The 21300-nt window shown below is 44.1% G+C and carries 16 protein-coding genes; 9 read left to right on the plus strand and 7 right to left on the minus strand.

The window, feature by feature from the left end; all coding sequences use genetic code 11:
* Nucleotide 1: 1 nt before the first annotated feature.
* The gene (locus ACED59_RS05830) at nucleotides 2-490 is read right to left on the minus strand and encodes an Lrp/AsnC family transcriptional regulator (protein ID WP_009845995.1); all 489 of its coding nucleotides are present in this window, start codon (nucleotides 488-490) and stop codon (nucleotides 2-4) included.
* Nucleotides 491-769: 279 nt separating this feature from the next.
* On the opposite strand from ACED59_RS05830, the gene ACED59_RS05835 reads away from it, so the two are divergent.
* Nucleotides 770-940: a hypothetical protein gene (locus ACED59_RS05835; protein ID WP_009845996.1), complete on the plus strand. Its 171-nt coding sequence runs from the start codon at nucleotides 770-772 to the stop codon at nucleotides 938-940.
* A gap of 62 nt (nucleotides 941-1002) precedes the next feature.
* On the opposite strand, the gene ACED59_RS05840 is transcribed toward ACED59_RS05835, so the two are convergent.
* From ACED59_RS05840 to ACED59_RS05860, 5 genes are all read right to left on the minus strand, one after another.
* Nucleotides 1003-1173: a hypothetical protein gene (locus ACED59_RS05840; protein ID WP_017097212.1), complete on the minus strand. Its 171-nt coding sequence runs from the start codon at nucleotides 1171-1173 to the stop codon at nucleotides 1003-1005.
* A gap of 441 nt (nucleotides 1174-1614) precedes the next feature.
* Nucleotides 1615-3141, minus strand: coding sequence for a sodium/proline symporter PutP (gene putP / locus ACED59_RS05845; RefSeq protein WP_017097211.1), 1527 nt, complete (start codon nucleotides 3139-3141; stop codon nucleotides 1615-1617).
* 149 nt (nucleotides 3142-3290) lie between these two features.
* On the minus strand, nucleotides 3291-3995 hold the full coding sequence (locus tag ACED59_RS05850; RefSeq protein WP_017097210.1) for a 1-pyrroline-5-carboxylate dehydrogenase: 705 nt from the start codon (nucleotides 3993-3995) through the stop codon (nucleotides 3291-3293).
* Nucleotides 3996-4006: 11 nt separating this feature from the next.
* Nucleotides 4007-7162 (minus strand): bifunctional proline dehydrogenase/L-glutamate gamma-semialdehyde dehydrogenase PutA, encoded by a 3156-nt coding sequence (gene putA, locus ACED59_RS05855; RefSeq protein ID WP_371704843.1) that lies wholly within the window; start codon nucleotides 7160-7162, stop codon nucleotides 4007-4009.
* Between the two features lie 181 nt (nucleotides 7163-7343).
* Nucleotides 7344-8168, minus strand: a complete 825-nt coding sequence (locus ACED59_RS05860; protein ID WP_012600035.1) for an AraC family transcriptional regulator — start codon at nucleotides 8166-8168, stop codon at nucleotides 7344-7346.
* Between the two features lie 498 nt (nucleotides 8169-8666).
* Between ACED59_RS05860 and ACED59_RS05865 the strand changes: the two genes are divergently transcribed.
* The 3 genes from ACED59_RS05865 to ACED59_RS05875 all read left to right on the plus strand — a co-directional run bounded on the left by ACED59_RS05865 (nucleotide 8667) and on the right by ACED59_RS05875 (nucleotide 12923).
* Nucleotides 8667-9776, plus strand: coding sequence for a PEGA domain-containing protein (locus tag ACED59_RS05865; RefSeq protein ID WP_009846003.1), 1110 nt, complete (start codon nucleotides 8667-8669; stop codon nucleotides 9774-9776).
* A 157-nt stretch (nucleotides 9777-9933) separates the two neighbouring features.
* Complete coding sequence (locus tag ACED59_RS05870; protein ID WP_017097207.1) at nucleotides 9934-11763, plus strand: formylglycine-generating enzyme family protein; 1830 nt, start codon at nucleotides 9934-9936, stop codon at nucleotides 11761-11763.
* 377 nt (nucleotides 11764-12140) lie between these two features.
* Nucleotides 12141-12923, plus strand: a complete 783-nt coding sequence (locus ACED59_RS05875) for a PAS domain-containing protein (RefSeq protein ID WP_371704842.1) — start codon at nucleotides 12141-12143, stop codon at nucleotides 12921-12923.
* Nucleotides 12924-13010: 87 nt separating this feature from the next.
* Here the strand turns inward: ACED59_RS05875 and pdxH are convergent, their stop codons facing one another.
* A complete protein-coding gene (pdxH, locus tag ACED59_RS05880) occupies nucleotides 13011-13646 on the minus strand; it encodes a pyridoxamine 5'-phosphate oxidase (RefSeq protein WP_009846006.1) in 636 nt (211 codons plus the stop codon).
* Between the two features lie 190 nt (nucleotides 13647-13836).
* Here pdxH and ACED59_RS05885 point away from each other — a divergent pair, with 190 nt between their 5' ends.
* The 5 genes from ACED59_RS05885 to ACED59_RS05905 all read left to right on the plus strand — a co-directional run bounded on the left by ACED59_RS05885 (nucleotide 13837) and on the right by ACED59_RS05905 (nucleotide 21288).
* Nucleotides 13837-15735 (plus strand): ATP-binding protein, encoded by a 1899-nt coding sequence (locus tag ACED59_RS05885; protein ID WP_371704841.1) that lies wholly within the window; start codon nucleotides 13837-13839, stop codon nucleotides 15733-15735.
* Nucleotides 15736-15835: 100 nt separating this feature from the next.
* A complete protein-coding gene (locus ACED59_RS05890; protein ID WP_029223839.1) occupies nucleotides 15836-17140 on the plus strand; it encodes a sigma-54 dependent transcriptional regulator in 1305 nt (434 codons plus the stop codon).
* Between the two features lie 112 nt (nucleotides 17141-17252).
* Complete coding sequence (locus tag ACED59_RS05895; RefSeq protein WP_017097204.1) at nucleotides 17253-18644, plus strand: HlyD family type I secretion periplasmic adaptor subunit; 1392 nt, start codon at nucleotides 17253-17255, stop codon at nucleotides 18642-18644.
* Between the two features lie 59 nt (nucleotides 18645-18703).
* Complete coding sequence (locus tag ACED59_RS05900) at nucleotides 18704-19372, plus strand: transglutaminase-like cysteine peptidase (protein WP_012600028.1); 669 nt, start codon at nucleotides 18704-18706, stop codon at nucleotides 19370-19372.
* A gap of 5 nt (nucleotides 19373-19377) precedes the next feature.
* Entirely contained in the window at nucleotides 19378-21288 is a 1911-nt protein-coding gene (locus ACED59_RS05905; RefSeq protein ID WP_012600027.1) for a LapD/MoxY N-terminal periplasmic domain-containing protein, read from the plus strand.
* The last annotated feature ends 12 nt before the right edge of the window (nucleotides 21289-21300 follow it).

Genomic DNA, 21300 nt, shown 5'->3' on the forward strand with positions numbered 1-21300 from the left:
ACTATTTTATGGTGGCCAACAACTCAGGGTTAACACCAAAGCCCTTCTTGTGTTCTTCAATCACCACTTCGCTGCGTGTCTGAATCACACCTGGCAGGGTACCCAATTTCGTTGCCATAAACGCTTGGTACGCCTTCATGTCTTTTACTCGAACCTTGATCATGGTGTCAAAATCCCCCGACAGCGAATAGCACTCTTCGACTTCAGGCATCGTTTCAACCGCTTGGGCAAATTTATCAAAAATTGAAAAACTGGTTTGATCGAGGCGAATATGGATAAACACTTGGACATCGAGCCCCAACTTTTCTGAACAAAGCTCAGCATGATAACCAGTGATGTAGCCCACTTTTTCCAATCGCTTCAACCTATCAGAGCAAGGTGAAGTTGTTAGGTTGACCTGTTTCGCTAGTTCAACAACGGGCAAACGGCCTTTCATATGCAGAATTCTTAGTATCTCTTTATCGATACGATCGAGTTGATGCTGAGACATAATATTCCTTAAACATTCTAGATTGCGCTCAGTATATTCCATACTAAGAGCAATCGAAGAAAACCTTGCTCACACATTTAGAAAACTAAATAGACCATTCCTATTCACGTTAAATATGAAACCGAACAGAGCGATAACAACCCTTATAAATCAAACTCCAGTTATTAACAAATTATTATAGAAATGACCCGATTAACAAATAAGTTGAGCCAGAAACGAAAGAAAGGATATAGGCCAAAGTGAATAATAGAATTCTCAAAGAGAAAGGATGACTCTATTATGAAAACGCAAGAACTCGCATATAAACCTTACGGAATCGGTTCATGGACACACGTAACGGTATCAAAAGATGTTGCCCAAGCACTCGCAAGTGAATACTCAAACTATGGCTGGGAAGTTAAGATTGATGGTAATGTCGTCGAGGCAGAACCTTCACTAAAAGCGGCATAAAAAACGAAAAAACCTCCATCAGGGAGGTTTTTAAATCTAAGTTAGTAAGCACTTACTACAATCTAAGCCAGACCAACTTGGGGAACTGCAGTTCCTGTTTCACAACGACAGTTACACGTTCGACAGAAGTGCTGAGTTTCCATGTCGTAGTACAGGTTTCCACTAAATAGCTTTGACGTCCATTGCATCATACGGCCAGAGGTTGTCTCAGGCTCAGATTCACAACGTTTCATTATAGACTTATGTAGTGTTGTTTTTTTACATCCTTTGCAATAGAGATCAGGCATACCTTTGTCCTATAGGTCTTTAGTGGTTACTGATAATTGACACATGATGTCCAATTCAGTGTAATAATTCACCGAGCTAATAACAAAAGTGAGCGCCAAGTTCAAAAAATAGCCATTTTATCGGTTATTTTTTGACATCAAGCGCTATGAAAAGCCTTTATCTTCTATTTATTTCCCTTCTATCATTTGGTTTCGATTTACATTGTAAACCTCATAACAGCCGTGCTTCTTCTGTATCCTACTGGTTTTTTATAAGACAAAGGTAGTGCCCACATAAAAAAATAGAGCCACCGAAGTGACTCTATTACTTTTATTTTTCAATTTCTTTTTACAATTGCTTTTTAGCTAATGTTCTTTTGCTAATTCACATCTGTTTTACAATGTAAATTAGTCTAGCTCAACTAGGTTCTTCTCGAACTCAGCGTGTTGCTTCTTAACTTCGTCTTCAGGCTCGCCAGTCATTAGGCTCACGATAACGATAGAAAGCGTCGATAGGATGATTCCCGGTACGATTTCGTAAACATCGAACCAACCGCCCGTGAACTGCTTCCAAAGTACAATCGTAACACCACCAACCACGATACCCGCTAGAGCGCCGTTACGGTTCATACGAGACCAGTATAGGCTTAATACGATTGCAGGACCGAATGCAGCACCAAAACCAGCCCATGCGTAAGATACAAGGCCAAGTACTGAGCTGTCTGGTGTCATCGCTAGAACAAGAGCAACAAGAGAGATTAGGATAACCGCGAAACGGCCTACACGAACAATCTCTTCTGACGTTGCGTCTTTCTTCAGAACTTGCTTGTACAAGTCTTCTGCCATTGCAGATGAAGAAACAAGAAGTTGTGAATCCGCAGTACTCATGATTGCCGCTAGAATGGCAGCAAGTAGGATGCCGGCGATGACTGGGTGGAACATCGCGTTCACAAGAAGCATGAAGATCTTCTCGCCATCATCTAGCTTAGGTGCGCCAGAGTTCGTCACATAGATTAGACCAACAAGACCCACAAGCATTGCACCAATCATAGACAGTGCAGTCCAGATAACGGCAATGCGGCGCGCTGTTGTTAGGTCTTTATTACTACGTGTTGCTTTGAAACGCGCAAGGATGTGTGGTTGGCCGAAGTAACCCAAACCCCATGCCGCTAGTGAGATGATCGCAATAGCAGACAGTGGCTCACCCTTCGCATCATTCCATAGCGTTAGAAGCTCTGGGTTGATGTTGTGTAGGTCGCTAGAAAGCTGACCTAGGCCACCGTTCATTGCCGCGATTGGTACAATCAATAGCGCTGCAGACATGAGTAGACCTTGAACCAAGTCAGTCCAAGATACCGCTAGAAAACCACCAAACAGAGTGTACGAAACTACACAAACTGTACCGATAATTACCGCAGTTGTGTAATCTAGGCCGAATACCGTTTCAAACAATTTACCACCCGCTACCAAGCCTGAACTTGTGTAGAAAAGGAAGAATAAAAGGATAAAGAAAGCAGAAATTGTTTGGATCAGCTTAGAATTATCATTGAAACGACGAGATAGGAACTCAGGCAGCGTCAGTGATTCAGTCGTAATGCTGTAAGTACGTAGACGTTTTGCACTGATTAACCAGTTTGCCCAAGTACCAACAAGTAGACCACCAGCAAGCCAAAATGCTTCAAAGCCAGCAGCGTAAGCGTAACCAGGCAGGCCAAGTAGCAACCAACCACTCATGTCTGATGCACCAGCAGAAAGTGCAGCAGGCCATGGGCCTAACGAACGACCACCTAGGAAGTAGTCAGTTGAGTTAGATGTACGTTTGTAAGCAATAACACCGATCGCTAGCATCATAATTAGATACGCAATGAACGTCGTCGTTATTGCAAAACTGTTTTCTATCATTTGATAGTCCTCATTTTGTAGAAAGCCTTCCATGCCCAATTCAATGCAAGGCACTCACCGTAAAGGCAAGCAAGTGCATTGAGTTAGGTATTGAGGCTCCAAAGCACTATGAGTTAAATCCAAAGATGGTGAAAACCAAAGTTGGAAAAACCAAAAGTGCTTAGAGCCAATTTTACTGAAGGTTAGTGAGCTTCGCTTCCAAGTTCGAGCAAGGTCGCGTTACCGCCCACGGCTGTTATATTTATAGTTCGCGTACGCTCGGTAATGAAGCGCAGCGATAGGTGTGGATCATTAGCAACATTCATTGTCACCAGATCCATTTCAGCTACTAAACCGACGATTGCACCGTCACGCTTAGCAAGCTGTAAATTGATAGCTTGTGCCGTTTGCGAGTTACCTACGTAACCCACGCTACGTACATCGCAAGACAACAACTGTTGAGCAGCATCATACGAGGCAACTTGCACCAAGTTAGTTGGCAAGTTCGCCGACTTAGCTGCGTCTGCAACTAAGGTATTGAACTGCACATCATCACTGCACAATTGAACACTGTTACCTGCCAATAGCGCAGCAGTAATCAAAGCCATTGCAGTTTGCAGCGCTGGCACTTTCTCTTCGCAATCATCAACAATCACCAAAGCCACACCGCGACCAGCGGCATACAACTCATTGGTTTCGCCCGTAGGACCTGCCATTAGGTGATGTTCAGAAAGCAGCGCAGACGCTTGCTCTAGATGATAAGTCGCCACCATCGCCAAAGGCGAAGACTGACTTTCGATCTCTGATTTAAGCGCAAGTACCTGAGCACTCTTGTAATCAAAATCGGTAAGGTTCCATTGTTCCCACGCTAGCAAAGCATCAGAAAAACCTGTCACTTGATGAACCATGATAATGCTCCTTATGCCTTGTCTTGTGATTGAGAGAAATGAACATCAGTAAAGCGGTATAGGTAGTGAGGACCACCCGCTTTAGGGCCAGTACCTGACAAACCTTGACCACCAAATGGTTGAACACCAACAACGGCGCCCACTTGATCACGGTTAATGTAGCAGTTACCCACACGAACGTGTTTTTCGATCCAACGGTAAGTTGTCTCGTTACGGCTGTGGATACCCATGGTTAAGCCAAAGCCCGTTTGGTTGATTTGGTCTACCACTTGCGCTAGCTCACTCGCTTTGAAGCGAACAATGTGTAGCACTGGGCCAAACTGTTCTTCTTTCAAGCAGCTGATGTCATCAATTTCAAAAGCACTTGGTGGAACAAAATCACCATGTTCACAATCACTACCTAGAGAAAGTTGAGCCACCTTCTTCTGGGTATTGGTCATGTTTTCTAAGTGCGCCATTAGCTTCTGTTTCGCGTTTTGGTCGATAACAGGGCCAACATCGGTTTTATGAAGGTGTGGAATGCCAACACTCAGCTCGTCCATTGCACCGTGAATCAATCCAACCACGCGGTCTGCTATGTCTTCTTGGATGTAAAGCACACGTAGTGCAGAACAGCGCTGACCTGCTGAAGCGAATGCTGAACGAATCACATCACGAACTACCTGTTCAGGCAGTGCAGTACTGTCGACGATCATCGCATTCTGGCCGCCTGTCTCCGCAATAAACGGAACTGGCTTAGCATTACGAGTGGCTAATGACACATTGATACGCTGTGCCGTTGGTGTAGAACCAGTAAAGGCAACGCCCGCAATCGCATCATGACTGGTGAGCGCACTGCCGATCTCAGCACCGCGACCCGGTAGTAGCTGAATCGTGCCAGCAGGGAAGCCCGCTTCATTCATCAGTTCAACCGCACGAGCTGCAATCAAGCTTGTTTGCTCGGCAGGCTTCGCCACAACCGTGTTACCCGCCACTAGTGCTGCAGTAATTTGGCCAAGGAAGATCGCTAGAGGGAAGTTCCAAGGGCTGATACAAACGAACACACCACGACCTTGTCGCGAAGCGATTCGAGTTAGACCATCAAAGCCTTTTAGCTCAAAACCTTGTAGGTTGTTCGCTTGTTTTGCGTAGTAACGACAGAAGTCGACCGCTTCACGCACTTCATCAACGCTGTCGTGAATCGTCTTACCTGCTTCTTGATGACAAATTGCCACCAGCTCAGCAAGGTTGTCTTCCATCAGGTCAGCCAGCTTATCAAGTGCTGCCACTTTGGTTTCAACTGAAGTTGCGTTCCAATCAGCAAATGCTGCGTCTGCGCCAGTGATCGCTGCGGAAACATGATCAAGGTTAGCGAAAGCCACCTGACCCACATTAATACGACGATCATAAGGTGCAGTCACTTGCTCAACGTTCTGATCAGCCTTGATCATGCTTTCGGCAAGAGATTCACCGTTGATCACAGGACCAGCAGTCCATTGATTGTTTAAAAAGCCTTTTACTTGCTCTTCAAACTGGTGTGCTTCGCTTTCGATATCAATGTTCACACCGTATGAGTTTTTACGCTCAGGGAATACCGCTGGAGGCAGAGGAATCTTAGTGTTGTTCAATGTATCGAACGCCAGAAGCATATCGACTGGGTGTTGAGTCAGCTCTGTCACTGGGCAACGAGCGTCAACCAAACGGTGTACAAACGAGCTGTTTGCGCCGTTTTCTAGCAAGCGACGTACTAGGTATGGCAGTAGATCTTTGTGGCTGCCAACCGGTGCGTAAATACGTACTGACTGTTGGTAAGCTTCCATCGCATGGTTGTAAAGAGAATCACCCATCCCGTGTAAGCGTTGGAATTCAAAGTCTTTATGGTCGGTCATTACGGCAATAGCAGAAACCGTATGAGCATTGTGACTCGCAAACTGCGGGAAGATATTGCCACGAACGCTTGGGCTCAGTAGGTAACGCGCACACGCAAGGTAAGCCACATCCGTCGCTTCTTTACGCGTGTAAACTGGGTAATCAGTAAAGCCCGCTTGTTGCGACCATTTGATTTCACTATCCCAGTACGCACCTTTCACCAAGCGAAGCGGGATCAAATCACCCTGCTCTTTCGCTAGGCGGTTTAACCATACTAGAACCGGTAGTGCACGCTTTGAGTAAGCTTGAATAACCAGACCAAATTTACCCCACCCTTTTACAAGGTCAGTGCGGTACAGCTTTTCGAATAATTTAAGAGAAAGCTCTAGGCGATCCGCTTCTTCAGCATCGATCGTAATTGCAACGTCAAGCTCTACTGCGCGGCACAATAGCTGCTCTAACGTGTCGCAAAGTTCCGTCAATACGCGGTCTTCGTTCGCCACTTCATAACGTGGGTGAAGCGCAGAAAGCTTGATAGATACCGATGGCGCAGGGCTCGATTTTGAAGAGACCTTCGATTCTGGAGAAACATAGTTGTCTCGACCTACGGCTTCAATCGCCATTAGGTAATCTTTGAAGTATTTGTTTGCGTCAGCTGTAGTCAGTGCCGCTTCACCTAGCATGTCGTATGAGTAGGTAAAACCTTTATCACGCATAGACTTACCGTTCTTTTGCGCTTCAGCAATGCTGCGGCCAAGAACGAATTGGTGACCCATCACCTTCATTGCTTGGTGCATCGCTTTACGAATTACCGGCTCAGAAAGCTTGTTCACTAAACGGTTAACCGCTTGACCTGCACTCTGTTCTTTAGATGAAAGCCCAACTACCTTACCCGTTAGCATTAATCCCCAAGTGGATGCGTTCACAAACACTGAGTCAGAATTCTTTAGGTGAGATTTCCAATCCGCAACGCTGAGTTTGTCGCGAATCAATGCATCAGCCGTTGCTGAATCAGGAACACGCATCAAGGCTTCCGCTAGACACATCAGCAAGATGCCCTCTTGAGTATCTAAGCTGTATTCAAGCAACAGTGCATCGATCATCTGGATAGAAGTCTTATCCGCACGGATAGCTTCGATCAATGAGGTCGTTTTCTCTGAAATTTGCTGCTTCTCTGACTCAGAAGGGGTAGCTAGCGGCAGAAGTTGCTCTAGCCATTGGGTTTCATCCACCATATATAATGGTGAGATAAGCGACCATAGATCAGCAAGCGACTGCTCGTTGAATTCTGGCTTTAACACATCAGTAGCTGTAAACATGCGTTTTCCTTAATCTCACACCCGGAATTAGCCCGGGATCTCTACAATGGCTGCAGTGTATTTAGAGTATATAAGGATTACTTGTCAAAAACTCCGAGTTTTTTGCTAAAAACTCGCTTTATTAACAAAACAAACACAAGGTCACATATGAAACTTTAAAATAATATGCCGTTTTGTTTCACTATTTAACAGAAATTTTCTTTTTGTATTGAGATGGTGACATGCCTTGAAGGCGTGAAAAGGTGTGAGTAAAGGAAGATTGACCGGAGAAACCAGCCAGTTCAGCGACCTGACCAAGGCTGAGGTTACCTTGTTCGATTAAACGACGAGATCGGTCGATACGCTTACCTAACACGTACTGATGCGGAGTAATACCCATTTGATCTTTGAATAGCATGTGGAACTGGCTTTCACCCAAGAACACACTACCCGCAAGCTGCGCGACGGAGATCTTATTTGCTAAATGCTGTTCTATGTAGCGATCCAACGCTTCAAGATCAAAGCGTGAATCTTTGATTGAGGTTTCGAATGCCGAGATGTGTCTTTGCATCAGCGCGATCACTGTGTCATTACAGGCTCGGCTTAGTAGCAGATCATTAGGACTCGCCTGCATTTCTTGCACCAACATATGGATAAGCTTTTGAATTTGCGCGTCTAATTGGAAGTAGACGTTCGATGATTCTAACTGATTGATCTTCTCTAGCATCAGAGGGTCATCATCCGTTGGCACTGGCATATTGAGTACTAGGATGTCCGACTGGCCAACCACACCACCGAAAGCATGATCAGAGCTCGCCGTTACCACACAACCTTGACCTGGGCCGACAAGATTACCTTTACCGCTCACTTCAAATTCAGCCTGACCTTTTAAACCAATCACCACCTGCGAATAATGATGATCGTGACAGTCCATATGCGAAGGCAAAGTTATGATTTCCGCTGGTCGGGGGCCTGTAAGCCCTAGCGGAGACAAGTCTAGGTTTGGAAAGGGTAAAGGTTTTGGCATGACAGCAAAGTACTTAGGTCGACATGATAAGAATAATACTCTGAAATCTGCAGAAGATGAATTTGTAAATGATCATGAGAGATGTTTTCTCTTCTTCAAAGAAAGATCATTATTGATAACCACGTGATCATGTCTCCGGAAGTATGATCAAGTGAGCCCAAACTACGGGCTTTGTAAAGTCAACCTTCCAATCTTTAGGCCACTCTTCCTTGTTCCAAGAGCAAATAAATCTGAACACCAAAAGTCAAAGCAAGTCACAAATGGAAACCAAATGACTACACCATAACGACAATATTTTCTTATATAGCTCAATTATTTCGGTGTAAATATGTAAAAAGTGTATCCGAAGTACCGAAACTTAGCTTTTGAGTAGATTGGAGGGCAATAAAACGGTATAAAGACGGGTACTGTGTTAATTGCTAATAACTAGTGACTGACAACTAGGAAGTAGACACTTTATTAACGAGCCAATTTTAAATATACAAGTTGCAGGGACCTATGACTAACTTTCGAATTTCAGCGCTTTTACTTGCGCTATCCCCACTTTGGGTATCTGCATCGTTATCAGCTGAAGAACTGAATCAAGTCGATCCCGTTTCAGCTATCGATGCAAAGCTAACAGAGAAAAACTCAGATATTGAGCGTATTTCAGCGACCAAAGTATCGGCAACTGAGACCTTAAAACAACTTCAAAACCAGAACAGTAAGTTGTTACGTGAAGGTGAAGAGTTAAAGGCAAAACGTAACCGAGCTAAATCTGTACTCGACAAACAATACAGTCGCTTACTTGACGATCCAGAAACGGATCTGGTTTCTTTTCAGAAAGGATACCAAGATGCTTGGGCTGCGGTTAAAGAGAATCAATCGTCTCAGCTAGATAATCAGCAAGCGATGAATGAGAACGAAATTTACCTTTCTCAAATTAAGCAAAAGCAAGCTCGTTTGAATAATGAGCTGGCTAACTTGAAAGAATCAAAAGTTGAAGCTCGCGTTAAACGTATTGCAACAGAACTTCGTGAAAGTGCCGTTCTTGAAACGAGCTACACCACCACATGTTCATCAACAATGACACTGGGTGAGTGTATTGCTCAAGGTAAACACCTGACGAAGCAGAAAGCAGTACAAAACTTCAAGAGCAAATTACTTGAACAGCTCACAGAAAGCACGCTAGCGAAGCAAAACTTACAAGGTGTTCAATTGAACATTCATGTTCAAGACAGCCAAGCAATCAAGAGCGGTTTCTCTGGAAACAACTCTTACTTTGTGCAGATGCAAGCTCAACTTCAAGCAAAACCAGAAGCGATTGCAGCATGTAACTTATTGAACGTTTCAACTCGCTACTGTTTAACGGACAGCGACGTTAAGGTTACAAAGAAGAGCGACAAGCAGTGGGCAAACGTGATGGTACGTTCTGATCAGTACAATGACTCAGTCACTATCAACGGCATTAAATACGGCAGCACACCCCTAGAGGTTTCGCTACCGAGCGGTCGTCATCAAGTAACCATTTCAAAAGAAGGTTACGAGTCATACAACCGCACAGTGACTATCAACGGCAGCGATACTATTTGGGTGAAACTCCTTCCTAGTAAAGAAAATGAAATCTAAATATATAAAGCTAAGCCTGATATAAATAGCCGTGCCTATTTCACAAAGCTGAATGAATACTCGCCATCTTGTTGTAGTTATAGAAAGTAGCTTCAAACGAAATGGCGTTTTCGTTAGAATATTCAATTAACCTAAATTACGACTGAAGTAGCCCAACATGCGCCAAGGTTTTCCTACTCTATTATTTGCACTTGCTCCATGCTTAATGACGCCTGCTGTTTTCGCTGAAGCGACATCTCCAGCAATCACGTCATCAGTCATCGACATTGAAAGCTCTCTTTTCGAAGAACATGCCAGTTTAACGGCTATCGAGAAGAAGATGGCGGACAAACAAAATCAAGTCGACAACCAAGCAGAGCAAATGGCACGTCAAGCCAAGTTATTAGCTCAATCAGAGCAAAAACTCGCAACGGCGAAAACTAGCCTAGAGCAAGATTACACTCGCATGATTGATGAGCCAGATTTCGATATCTCACCAGCTCAAAACCGCTTTCAAGATGCCTGGAAATCGGTAAAAGAGCACAAGCTTACGATTTCGGATTCAGAGCAAAAGCTTCAAAGCTTAGTGATGGAACTAGAGGCCATCAAAGCCGAAAAATCGGCTGTAGAAATGTCTATCGCCCATTTGAATCAAGACAAACTAAGAGCAAGAGCTGAGAGATTAAGAAGCGAGGTCACTCAAACACAAGAACATACTGTTAGCTTTACCAACCGCTGTAGCAGCGACATGACGTTAGCTCAATGTTCAGACCAAACGGTGGCTTTGACACTTCAAAAAGCAGTAAAACAATTTCAAAATAGCCTTGTATCCAACGCGACAGAATCAAAAATAGTAAAAGAACACCTAGCGTCTGCATCTTTGAATATTCACGTTCTACAACACAGCGTGAAATCATCTGGCTTCTCCGAAGATAACCGTTACCGAGCAGTGGTTGCTGCGAATTTAGAAACTCGTCCAGATAAGAACACTCCTTGCCGCTTACTTGGCATTCAATCCTCAAACTGTTTCGATCAGAGCGATCTGCAAGCCGATGATCAGCAGAAAGAAGTTGCTTGGGTTAACTTGGTGGTTCGCTCAAATCAATATAATGACAAGGTTTCTATCAATGGTGTGAACTATGGCAGCACACCGGTGGAAGTGATGCTACCGACAGGGCAGCACATGGTTACGATTGAGAAAGAAGGTTACCTTTCTTTCCACCAAGAGCTGAAAATAGCCCGAGATCACAACCTAAGAGCGGTATTACAAGCGAAGCAGAACTCACTGAATGTGGGGACTAAGTTTGCTGACCCAATGGGCAATGGTGCTCAAAGTCCAGAAATGATTGTGGTTGGATCTGGGACTTACCTACTCGGTGAAAATAACGCTGAGCAAGTCACTATCAAACACCCATTTGCATTAGCGGCAACCCCAACTCGTGTTCAAGATTTTAAAGCATTTGTGAAAAATACGGGGTACCAGACAGACGCTGAGCTGATGAACACTTGTGATACCTTCGTGAATGCAGAAATCACGACTGTGTCAGACAATGACTGGAAAGCTCCTGGTTTCAAGCAAGTCGATAACTCACCCGTTGTATGTGTCAGCCAAAGCGATGCGAAAGCGTACACACGTTGGTTATCTAAAAAAACAGGCTTTACTTACCGCCTACCAACACAACAAGAGTGGGAAGCGGCGGCAAGAGCGGGTCAAGATACCAGCTTCTGGTGGGGCAACAAATTCCGTTCAGGTAGAGCTAATACTGGTTGGTCTGGTACACAGTGGTCAAACGTCAGTACTTCTCCTGTTAAATCATTCTTGCCAACGCCAACGGGTTTCTACGACATGGTAGGTAACGTTTGGGAATGGACTGCAACCCAAAAAGGCATCGCTAAAGGGGGCGCGTGGAGCTTCTCTCCTGAAGAGGCAAAAGTGTTTGCTGAACTGTACGTTTCGCCTTCTACTGCCGCTAACTACTTAGGATTCCGAGTATTACGAGAGCTATAAGCTCTTGGTATTACTCAAAGCCCTCAAATATTTACCTTAGATTCTCCTAGTATCAGGTTGAGTCAGTGTTTATAGGGGAATTCCCTCCTTATATTCGATCTCGCCTAGGAGTAAATTCGTCGATAGAGTAGTAAGTCACTCTGGGTATCTAACTGATACCTCAGCTTAATTTACATGACCCTCGTAAATTAAACTGGAAATCTTCTACGTGTCGACAAGGTATATCTTGTCTTTGGCCAGCCCTTCTTCAGGCTGGCTTTTTTTTAGCTTCTTTCTCATCCTTTTTGTTCAGCCACCGATCAATAAAAGCGCACTTAAACAGCACACCGTTCAACTATTGATCACACTCCATTTTTGATGCATAACTCGACTTCTAATTGTCATTGCAGCTCTATAAGAAACTGATATCATTGCAATACTCCCTCTTACGAGATAAAGCCTTGCCGGATCCCCTCAACTCCATACATCGTTCTTTATTTGAACAACTTCCAGGTTGCTGGGGTTGCAAAGATACTGACTCTGTCTTCGTGTATGCCAACCTTGCTTACAACCAATTAATTGGCTTAAAACCCAACGAAACTTGTACGGGCTTAACCGATTTCGATATGCCTAGTCAAACAACCGAATGCGCGCAGGATTTCAGGGCTCAAGACAAACATGTAATGGATACACGCAGTACTCTTAAAATCCTCGATATTCACCCTTATCCAGACGGACGCTGGCACGCCCATATTTTTACTAAAACCCCTTGGCTTGATGGGAATGGCGAAGTTCAAGGCACCATTTTTTATGGTCAAGAACTCACCGACACAGCCATCTTAGAAGTAGGCCATTGGGTGTGTCAGGCGACTTGCGAAAAAGACAATCAAGTGTCCATTGCAGGATCAAAGCCACGCATATCAAAGCTAAAAAAGCGACTGACTTCGCGAGAATCAGAAGTGCTGTTCTTGCTGCTATTCGGCAAGAAACCACAGTACATCGCGTCTACGTTGAACATTTCAATCAAAACGGTCGAAGGGCATGTCGCTAGGTTGAAACAGAAATTTGATGCGCGCAGTAAAAGCCAGTTGATTGAGTATGCGTTGGACTCGGGGCTAGGCTCTATGATCCCAGAAACCCTGCTTAAAAAGCAGATCTCCGTTGTTCTGCACAGTGACTAGATATTGGTTTGAAGAGATACAGACAAAAAAATACCGTTGATAAGTCTAATCAACGGTATTTTTGGATCAGTTAAGCAGTTAAGCAAATTAAGGCGCCAGGCGGTCGATATCCCAACGGCTATCTTGGCGTGAGAACAAGAAGCGATCATGCAAGCGGTGCTCTCCACCTTGCCAAAACTCAATGCTATCCACACGCACACGGAAGCCACCCCAGAAAGAAGGCACAGGAATCTCTCCTTTCGCGAACTTCTGTTTAAGCTCTAGATATTTACCTTCTAAAATCCCACGAGCAGAGATACGGCTACTTTGCTTACTTGCAATTGCGGCCAATTGGCTCTCTTTTGGTCGTGACGAGAAGTACTTCATATTTTCCATTGCTGTCAGTTTTTCAGCCGTGCCCGTAATATGAACTTGTCGCTCAAGAGGGTGCCAAGGGAAATGCAAACTGATTTTGCTATTGTGTTCTAGCTGATGCGCTTTACGGCTACCTAAGTTGGTGTAAAAAACGAAGCCGTCTTTATCAACATTCTTTAGCAGAACAATTCGCTGGAATGGCTGACCATTTTCATCAACCGTAGCAACTGTCATGGCAGTAGGGTCCGTCAACTTAGCTTCAATAGCTTGCTCTAGCCATAGATTGAATTGCTCAATCGGGTCTGCGGCTAAGTCTTTACGTCTCAATCCACCCTTAGCGTATTCGCGACGAATATCGGTCAGTTCCATTTGGTTGCTCCTTTCAATTTTTTTTGATTTTGCGCTGTAATCCTTTGAAACACAAGTCTAAGCCATGGTTTTGTCTCACAGAAGGTGCTCTGTGTTAACAAGATCTCGGTACTCTATCCATCATATTGATAATCTTTATACAAACCGATGACATGCTGAGATCCTAGTGACTAAGATACTGCTTAACATAATGACTCCCTTCGTTTTATTCTCATTGTTATTGGGGGCTATTGGGCTGAGCGCAACTCATTTTTTGGCAGTACAATTTCAAGAAAAAGTGGTCACTCAAAAGCTCAACGAAGCAGCCAATAAAGCGAACCTACAAATCGACTCTGAACTGGATAAATTCAAACAGATCCCTGATTTGCTCAGCCATGACCCACGTCTGCTCTCTTATTTTGACTCATCACCACAAACAGACAAGATTTCCGCGGCGCAGCTCAATCAATTGCTATTTGAATGGTCTAATCAAAGCCAAGCTGACACCATCTATATTCATGACCCGAGCGGTACTGTGGTCGCTTCCAGTAATTACCAGAAGCTAGGTACTTTCGTGGGTGAGAACTTCTCGTTTCGTCCTTATTTTGCGTCCGCGATTGAAGGTAACAGCACACACTATGTCGCACTGGGTGCTCGCTCCAACGTACGCGGTTACTTTTTGTCTTCGCCCCTGTATATAGAGAATGACATTGTTGGGGTTATCACCGTTAAAGTGAGTCTAGAGAACCTTGAAAACATCCTAACCAGCGATGATTTTGAGATTGTGGTACTCGACTCTAACCAAGTGGTTTTTCTCTCGAGCCAAACTCAGTGGCTTTATCACTCGTTGTTGCCGTTAAGCCAGAAGCAACAAACCGATATCGCCCTGCAACGCCAATACGGTCAAAGCGAAATTTCGATCATAGAAGCTTTTCGCTCTTCCAACTATCAACCACAAGTTAACGACGCTAATCAGCCCAACAACATTCAACCAAATCGAGTACAAAAAGAACTTACGGCAAACCGATTGTTTAAACTTGGGCCGTTCAATCTTTACCCCGCCACCTTCAGTAACAATCAGTACCAAGTTGTCGCATTAAAAAAGGCCAAAGCAGAGCTTATTAAAGTGCTGCAGATCGATGTCATCTTCGTGGTGATTTACAGCTTGGTGATGCTCATCGCGTGGTCGTGGCGACAGACTTACGTCGCGAAAGTGGCGCTAACCCGGCTCAACCAAAACCTAGAACAAACCGTTGATAAACGTACTCACTATTTAAAGAAATCCAATCAACAACTTCAGCAAACCATTTTTCAATACCAAGCATCACAGTTAAAGCTGAAGCAGACAGAACAAGAGCTGACCCAAACAGCAAAATTAGCGGTACTCGGAGAGCTGTCAGCCAGCATTAACCACGAAATCAACCAACCGCTTGCAGCACTTCGAACTTATAGCGAGAACAGCTTAAAGCTGCTAGAAATGGAACGGACAGATTTAGTGAAGAGCAATCTTGAGAAAATGATTGGCCTCAACAACACCATTACCGACATCATAGCGCGACTCAAAGTCTTTACTCGCAAGGTCACTAAACAAGAACATCATGTCGCGAACCTGCACCAAGCGGTCAACAACGCCACCAGTATTCTCAGTGCGCTGATGATCAAGCAAGGCATTACACTAAGACTAAGCACGGTGCCAAATCACATTAATATTGCAATTCATCCAACCGAACTCGAGCAAGTACTGGTGAATCTAATTCACAACGCGACCCAAGCGCTTCAACAACACGTTCTTGAACAGAAAATCTTGCAGGAGCAACAAAACCTGGAAAACGTTGACCAACCGGCCAGCCCACAGATAGGCATCGAATGGCAATTGCATCATAACTCTTGTCAGCTGATCATTTGGGACAACGGAATTGGCATGCCGGACGATAAGCTAGAACAGCTTTTCAACCCGTTTTTTACCACGAAACCGGAAGGCTTAGGGCTAGGGCTTTCAATATCGAAACGGATTATTGAAGCTTATCACGGCACGATCAGCGCCAACCGATTAGAGCCTTCAGGCATGGTATTCTCGCTAAGCATCCCGTTATATAACGATAAGGGCTAACGTGCCGTTGTTATCGTTGATTAGAAAATGAATTTTACATACTGCTAATTTCACACATAGTTAACCTCACATACTGTTAAGGATTCGACTTTTGCACCCTCTGCCTAAACTCTATTTTGTCGATGATGAACCCGCCATTCGAGACTCTGTAGAACAAGCCATGCTCATTGAAGGCATCGATATTGCCTGCTTCCCCAATGCCATTGAGGCACTAAAGAGAATAGATGTGACGCAAGCTGGGATTGTCATTACCGATATTCACATGCCAGTGATGGATGGCATTCAATTGACACAAAAGCTGCTGAATCAAAACCCTCATTTTCAGATCATCGTGCTGACAGGCCATGGGGACGTGCAAACAGCCGTATCCGCAATGAAAGCTGGCGCTTATGATTTTTTGGAAAAACCGTTTGTGGTCGATGCCCTGCTGACCGCAGTAAAAAAAGCATCGGATAAGCTGGCACTGGTTGAAGAGAATAATCTATTACGTAAAGAGTTGGCGGTACAGAATCAGGTGGGTCCAAAGTTGATTGGTCAATCGCCATCAATGCAGACATTACGCCGAGAACTGATCTCTCTAGATACCAAAACTAACCCACTTCTACTGTTCGTCGGCGATTTAGGAACGGGTAAAAGGGTCACGGCGCAGTACACGCACGATCTTCACAGCCATCAAGCCGCAGAGCTTTGCCCTGTTGCTGCGTTTAATTTGCCACGCAGTGACGAAGCGACATTCCATCAGTTTGTTTTGCAACTGTTCTTGAAACATCAGGGTGGGACACTTTATATCCATGAAACAGAAGCATTAACTCAAGACCAATGGCAGTGGCTAGCGAACCTAAAACCCACTCTACTTCGTGAAAACTCATGCAAGACCAGTGCAACTTGTATCATTTTAGCAACCACAATACTTCCTACTACAATGGTAAGTGAGTTCCGTCGATTTGATTTGCTACCGCTAGCGCAACGAACAGAAGATATTGGTTCTTTGTTTAAACATTTTGCTCGTGGTGCGGCAAGTCGATATCAGTTACCCCCTCCGGTGATTACAGAAAAAGAGGTTCAACGATTGATCGCCACTCACTGGAGTGAAAATATTCGACAGCTTCGCCAACATGCAGAACTCAGAGTGTTGACTAAACCCAAGCTGGCATCGCTTGAATCAGAGCCTAATCATAATCAAGAGCAAAGCGACAAAGACCACATCGTTCTAAAGACTGAAGAGCAACAACTGTCATTAAGCCAACGAACCGATAGCTTTGAGCAAATCCTCTTGATAGAGGCACTACATCGTCATCAAGGGCGTTTAAAAGAGGTACAGCAAGAGCTGCAAGTATCGCGAAAAACGCTTTATGACAAGCTGAGAAAGCACCAACTTGATAAAACAGATTTCAAAAAACAATAAGAGTTAAAAAATATATAAATTCAAAGATTTAAAGGAGCAAAGCCTTAACATTTATCAAAAGTAAGAATACACTCACAAAGCTTGCACTTTTATTTAGCGAACAAGGACTGTTATGAGTCAGAAAAATTTCAGCAAATTGAATGAGACCGAACTTGAGTATGTCGATGACAAAACAGCGGCACTGCTCCTCAATACGCCCACCAGTGCGCGTATTATGTTGTGGGTTATCGTTCTGTTTTTTGTCGCTGCTATTGGTTGGTCTGCTTGGGCTGAAATCGACAAAGTGACTGTTGGCCAAGGCAAGGTGATCCCTTCCTCTCAGATTCAGGTGGTGCAAAACCTTGAAGGTGGTTTGGTTAAAGAAATTTTAGTCAAAGAAGGGCAACGAGTTCAAAAAGGGCAACAATTACTATTAATAGATGACACTCGATTCCGCTCTGACTTTCGTGAACGTGAGCAACAAGTTGCGAACTTAACGGCTAATGTACTCATGCTGTCCGCCTCACTGACCAGTGTTGTTATCAATGAAGAATTCTCAGTAAAAGAGTGGAAAAAAAGTGTCTTACTCGACTATGGTAAACTTGCCTTCCCACCACTATTCTACGACCTTCACCCCAAATTGGTTAATCGCCAAAAAGCAGAGTATCGTCAAGATCTGAATAACCTGAAGAACCAACTTTCCGTTTTTGATCAACAGGTTGGACAGAAGCAACAAGACCTAGTTGAAATAAAAGCGCGCGTTCAGAATTTAAGACAGAGTTACAAGTTTGCCCGCCAAGAGCTGGATATTACCAAGCCTCTTGCTGATGAAGGGGTGGTGCCAAAAATTGAACTGCTCAAGCTGCAAAGACAAGTAAACGACACTCGCCGAGAAATGACCTCTAGCGAACTCAAAATCCCTCTTCTGCGTTCAGCAATCAAAGAAGCGATGCTCAGTCGTATCGATGCTGCATTGAACTTCCGATCAGAACAACAAGAGAAGCTAAACCAAGCACAAGATAAGCTCTCTGCAATGACGGAATCAGCGGTTGGCCTTGAAGACAGAGTTAATCGAACTGTAGTAGTTTCTCCAGTAACAGGAACCGTCAAAACGCTTGGTATTAATACCGTAGGCGGTGTTATCCAGCCGGGTATGGACATTGTTGAGATTGTACCAACTGAAGATTCCCTATTAGTTGAGGCGAAAATTGCTCCACAAGATATCGCATTCCTCCGTCCAGAATTGAGCGCTGTGGTTAAATTCAGTGCCTATGACTTTACTAAATATGGTGGTTTAGTGGGTGTGTTAGAACACATCAGTGCTGACACCACTCAAGATGAAGAAGGCAATAGTTTTTACATCGTGCGTGTTCGTACCGAGAAGTACAGCTTTGGGGCTAATGAAGAGCTGCCTATCATTCCTGGTATGACCGCTTCTGTCGATATCATCACCGGCAAAAGAACCGTGCTTGAATATATGTTGAAGCCAATTTTGAGTGCTCAAAACAATGCACTAAAAGAGTAAGGACGGTTAATGCTTGATAACGTCTTCCTACGTGCAGTGAAAAAACAAGAGCAGCAGCAATGAAGTCTCGGTTTTCGTTATTGCTACTGTTCCTTACCTCTTTTACTTCCGGGGCACTGAACAAGAGTGACCAAAGGTGGATCGACGCAGTCTCTGTAACCTACGGAGAAAGAGCAGGGAAGCGAGTGTCGACATGGCGCTCAAATATGACGTCGTACGCAGGGTTAAGTGAAAAAGAGAAACTCGATTCGGTAAATAGGTTCTTCAACCAAATGTACTTTGTCGATGACAGTATACTTTGGGGAAAGAATGACTACTGGGCGACACCGCTGGAATTTTTGGGCAGTAACGCGGGTGACTGTGAAGATTTCACTATCGCAAAATACTTCTCTTTACTTGAACTAGGCGTCCCAGATAAGAAATTACGATTAGTGTATGTAAAAGCACTTGAGTTAAACCAATTCCATATGGTGTTGGCTTACTACTCTACACCCAGTGCAGAACCACTAATTTTAGACAACTTAAACCCTGAAATAAAACGCGGCTCCAAGCGCAGAGATCTACGACCGATATACAGCTTCAATGGTAAAAACCTATGGTTAATCAAGTCGGCGGCAGGCAGCGGCAAGTTATCAGGAAAATCTTCAAGATTGAGCTTATGGAACGACTTACGTTCGCGTGAGCGCTCTCTAAAATTAAACAAACCCATTATCAATTACGATGAGTAGGTACAATGACTTTATATAAACAGCTTGTGGTCGGAATGGTTGCGGTTTTCATATTACTGATGACCTCAGTTTTTATGATCGAATTCAATACCACCCGTGACTACTTAGAAGAGCAGCAACGCTCTGAAGTAAATAATACCATTAATACTGTTGGACTGGCGCTCGCCCCTTACCTCGAAGAAAAGGATCAAGTGGCTGTAGAGTCTGTTATCAACGCACTGTTTGATGGTAGTTCTTACTCTGTCGTACGATTGATTTTTTTAGACACAGGAGATGATATTCTTCGTTCATACCCTGTGAAACCAAGTGGTGTCCCACAATGGTTTACCAACCTGGATTTGTTTAAACCGATTCATGATCGCCGCGTGATTACTAGTGGTTGGATGCAACTTGCTGAAGTTGAGATAGTGAGCCACCCAGGCCCAGCCTATACTCAGCTTTGGGAGGCATTTACACGGCTAGTGACCTTCTTTGGAGCGATTTTCTTACTGGGTTTGATCTCGATTTCATGGATACTCCAACGAGCGCTACGTCCGCTGTCATTAATCATAAAAAAAATGGATCAAATCGCCAAAAATCAGTTCGGTGAGCCTCTGGTTCGCCCTAAAACAAAAGACCTCATCTTAGTCGTCGACGGTATTAACCACATGTCGACTCAAGTTGAACTTGCATTTAAGAGCCAAGCACAAGAAGCGCAACGACTTCGTGAACGCGCGTATATCGATCCTGTATCTCAGTTAGGTAACCGTGCTTACTACATGTCTCAACTAACTCAGTGGTTAGAAGAGTCTAGTTTAGGTGGTCTGGCGGTGCTAAAAGCCGAATTTATTAGTGAAGAATATGATGACAAAGGCTATCAAGAAGGCGATGCCTTAGTTCACCAATTAGCTGAACAGCTACAGGCTTCTATTTCATCTCCAGATATTACTATCGCTCGTATTTCTAGTGATGAGTTTGGCTTCATTATGCCGAACATTGATGAAAATGAACTGAAACTCGTCGCGAGCAGCATCGTAAACTGCATTCAAAATCTAGGTTCAGATCCAACAGGTATGGCGAATCCACACATAGCTCTCGGTGTGACGTACAGTAAGAAACGTAAAACCAGTACTGAAATCATGTCTTTGGTCGATAACGCACTGTCTAGCGCGAAAGCGAACCGTGAGCTCGCTTACGGTTACGTAACTGCTGACGACCATGGCGCTGTAATGGGTAAACAGCAATGGCGCATGTTGGTCGAAGAAGCAATCATCAATGACCTAGTAACTTTCCGCTTCCAAGCTGCAAATAATAGTTTTGGCAAAACCTATCACCAAGAAGTGTTCTCTGCGATTGAGAAAGAGGGGGTTCGTTACGGTGCCAACCAATACTTATACGCATTAGAACAGCTTGAAATGAGCCACATCCTAGATCAATACGTTATCGAGAAGATGATTGATAAACTGAATGCAAAAGAGCTTACGAGCCCCGTTGCTATCAATATCTCGCCAAGCAGTATTTCTCAGCCAAGCTTCATCCGTTGGATCGGAAAGTCTCTTGAGAAAAATGCGTCAATCGCTCATCTGTTGCATTTTGAAATTCCAGAAAACTGTTTCGTCAATGTTCCTCACTACACAGCACTATTGTGTAACACCATTCGCAACGCTGATGCGGTGTTTGGTGTCGATAACTATGGACGCAACTTCCAATCACTCGATTACATCAACGAGTACCGCCCTAGCTATGTGAAGCTGGATTACCTATTTACTCATAACCTTGATGACGAAAAACAGAAATTTACGTTAACGTCTATCTCAAGAACGGCTCATAACCTTGGTGTGACGACTATTGCGTCACGAATTGAAACTCAGACTCAGTTAGATATTTTGTCTGATAACTACGTAGAAGTGTTCCAAGGCTTCATTGTTGATAAATAGTTGTAAGGTTAT

It is taken from the genome of Vibrio sp. FF266 (assembly GCF_041439695.1).
Classification (GTDB): Bacteria; Pseudomonadota; Gammaproteobacteria; order Enterobacterales; family Vibrionaceae; genus Vibrio; species Vibrio tasmaniensis_A.

Bases quoted from the DNA above. Each gene is read 5' to 3' on its own strand.
- ACED59_RS05870 (WP_017097207.1), top strand. From the start codon at position 9,934: ATGCGCCAAGGTTTTCCTACTCTATTATTTGCACTTGCTCCATGCTTA.
- ACED59_RS05835 (WP_009845996.1), top strand. From the start codon at position 770: ATGAAAACGCAAGAACTCGCATATAAACCTTACGGAATCGGTTCATGG.
- ACED59_RS05830 (WP_009845995.1), bottom strand. From the start codon at position 490: ATGTCTCAGCATCAACTCGATCGTATCGATAAAGAGATACTAAGAATT.
- ACED59_RS05840 (WP_017097212.1), bottom strand. From the start codon at position 1,173: ATGAAACGTTGTGAATCTGAGCCTGAGACAACCTCTGGCCGTATGATG.
- ACED59_RS05900 (WP_012600028.1), top strand. From the start codon at position 18,704: ATGAAGTCTCGGTTTTCGTTATTGCTACTGTTCCTTACCTCTTTTACT.
- ACED59_RS05865 (WP_009846003.1), top strand. From the start codon at position 8,667: ATGACTAACTTTCGAATTTCAGCGCTTTTACTTGCGCTATCCCCACTT.
- putP (WP_017097211.1), bottom strand. From the start codon at position 3,141: ATGGAAGGCTTTCTACAAAATGAGGACTATCAAATGATAGAAAACAGT.
- pdxH (WP_009846006.1), bottom strand. From the start codon at position 13,646: ATGGAACTGACCGATATTCGTCGCGAATACGCTAAGGGTGGATTGAGA.
- ACED59_RS05905 (WP_012600027.1), top strand. From the start codon at position 19,378: ATGACTTTATATAAACAGCTTGTGGTCGGAATGGTTGCGGTTTTCATA.
- ACED59_RS05850 (WP_017097210.1), bottom strand. From the start codon at position 3,995: ATGGTTCATCAAGTGACAGGTTTTTCTGATGCTTTGCTAGCGTGGGAA.
- ACED59_RS05895 (WP_017097204.1), top strand. From the start codon at position 17,253: ATGAGTCAGAAAAATTTCAGCAAATTGAATGAGACCGAACTTGAGTAT.
- ACED59_RS05885 (WP_371704841.1), top strand. From the start codon at position 13,837: ATGACTCCCTTCGTTTTATTCTCATTGTTATTGGGGGCTATTGGGCTG.
- putA (WP_371704843.1), bottom strand. From the start codon at position 7,162: ATGTTTACAGCTACTGATGTGTTAAAGCCAGAATTCAACGAGCAGTCG.
- ACED59_RS05860 (WP_012600035.1), bottom strand. From the start codon at position 8,168: ATGCCAAAACCTTTACCCTTTCCAAACCTAGACTTGTCTCCGCTAGGG.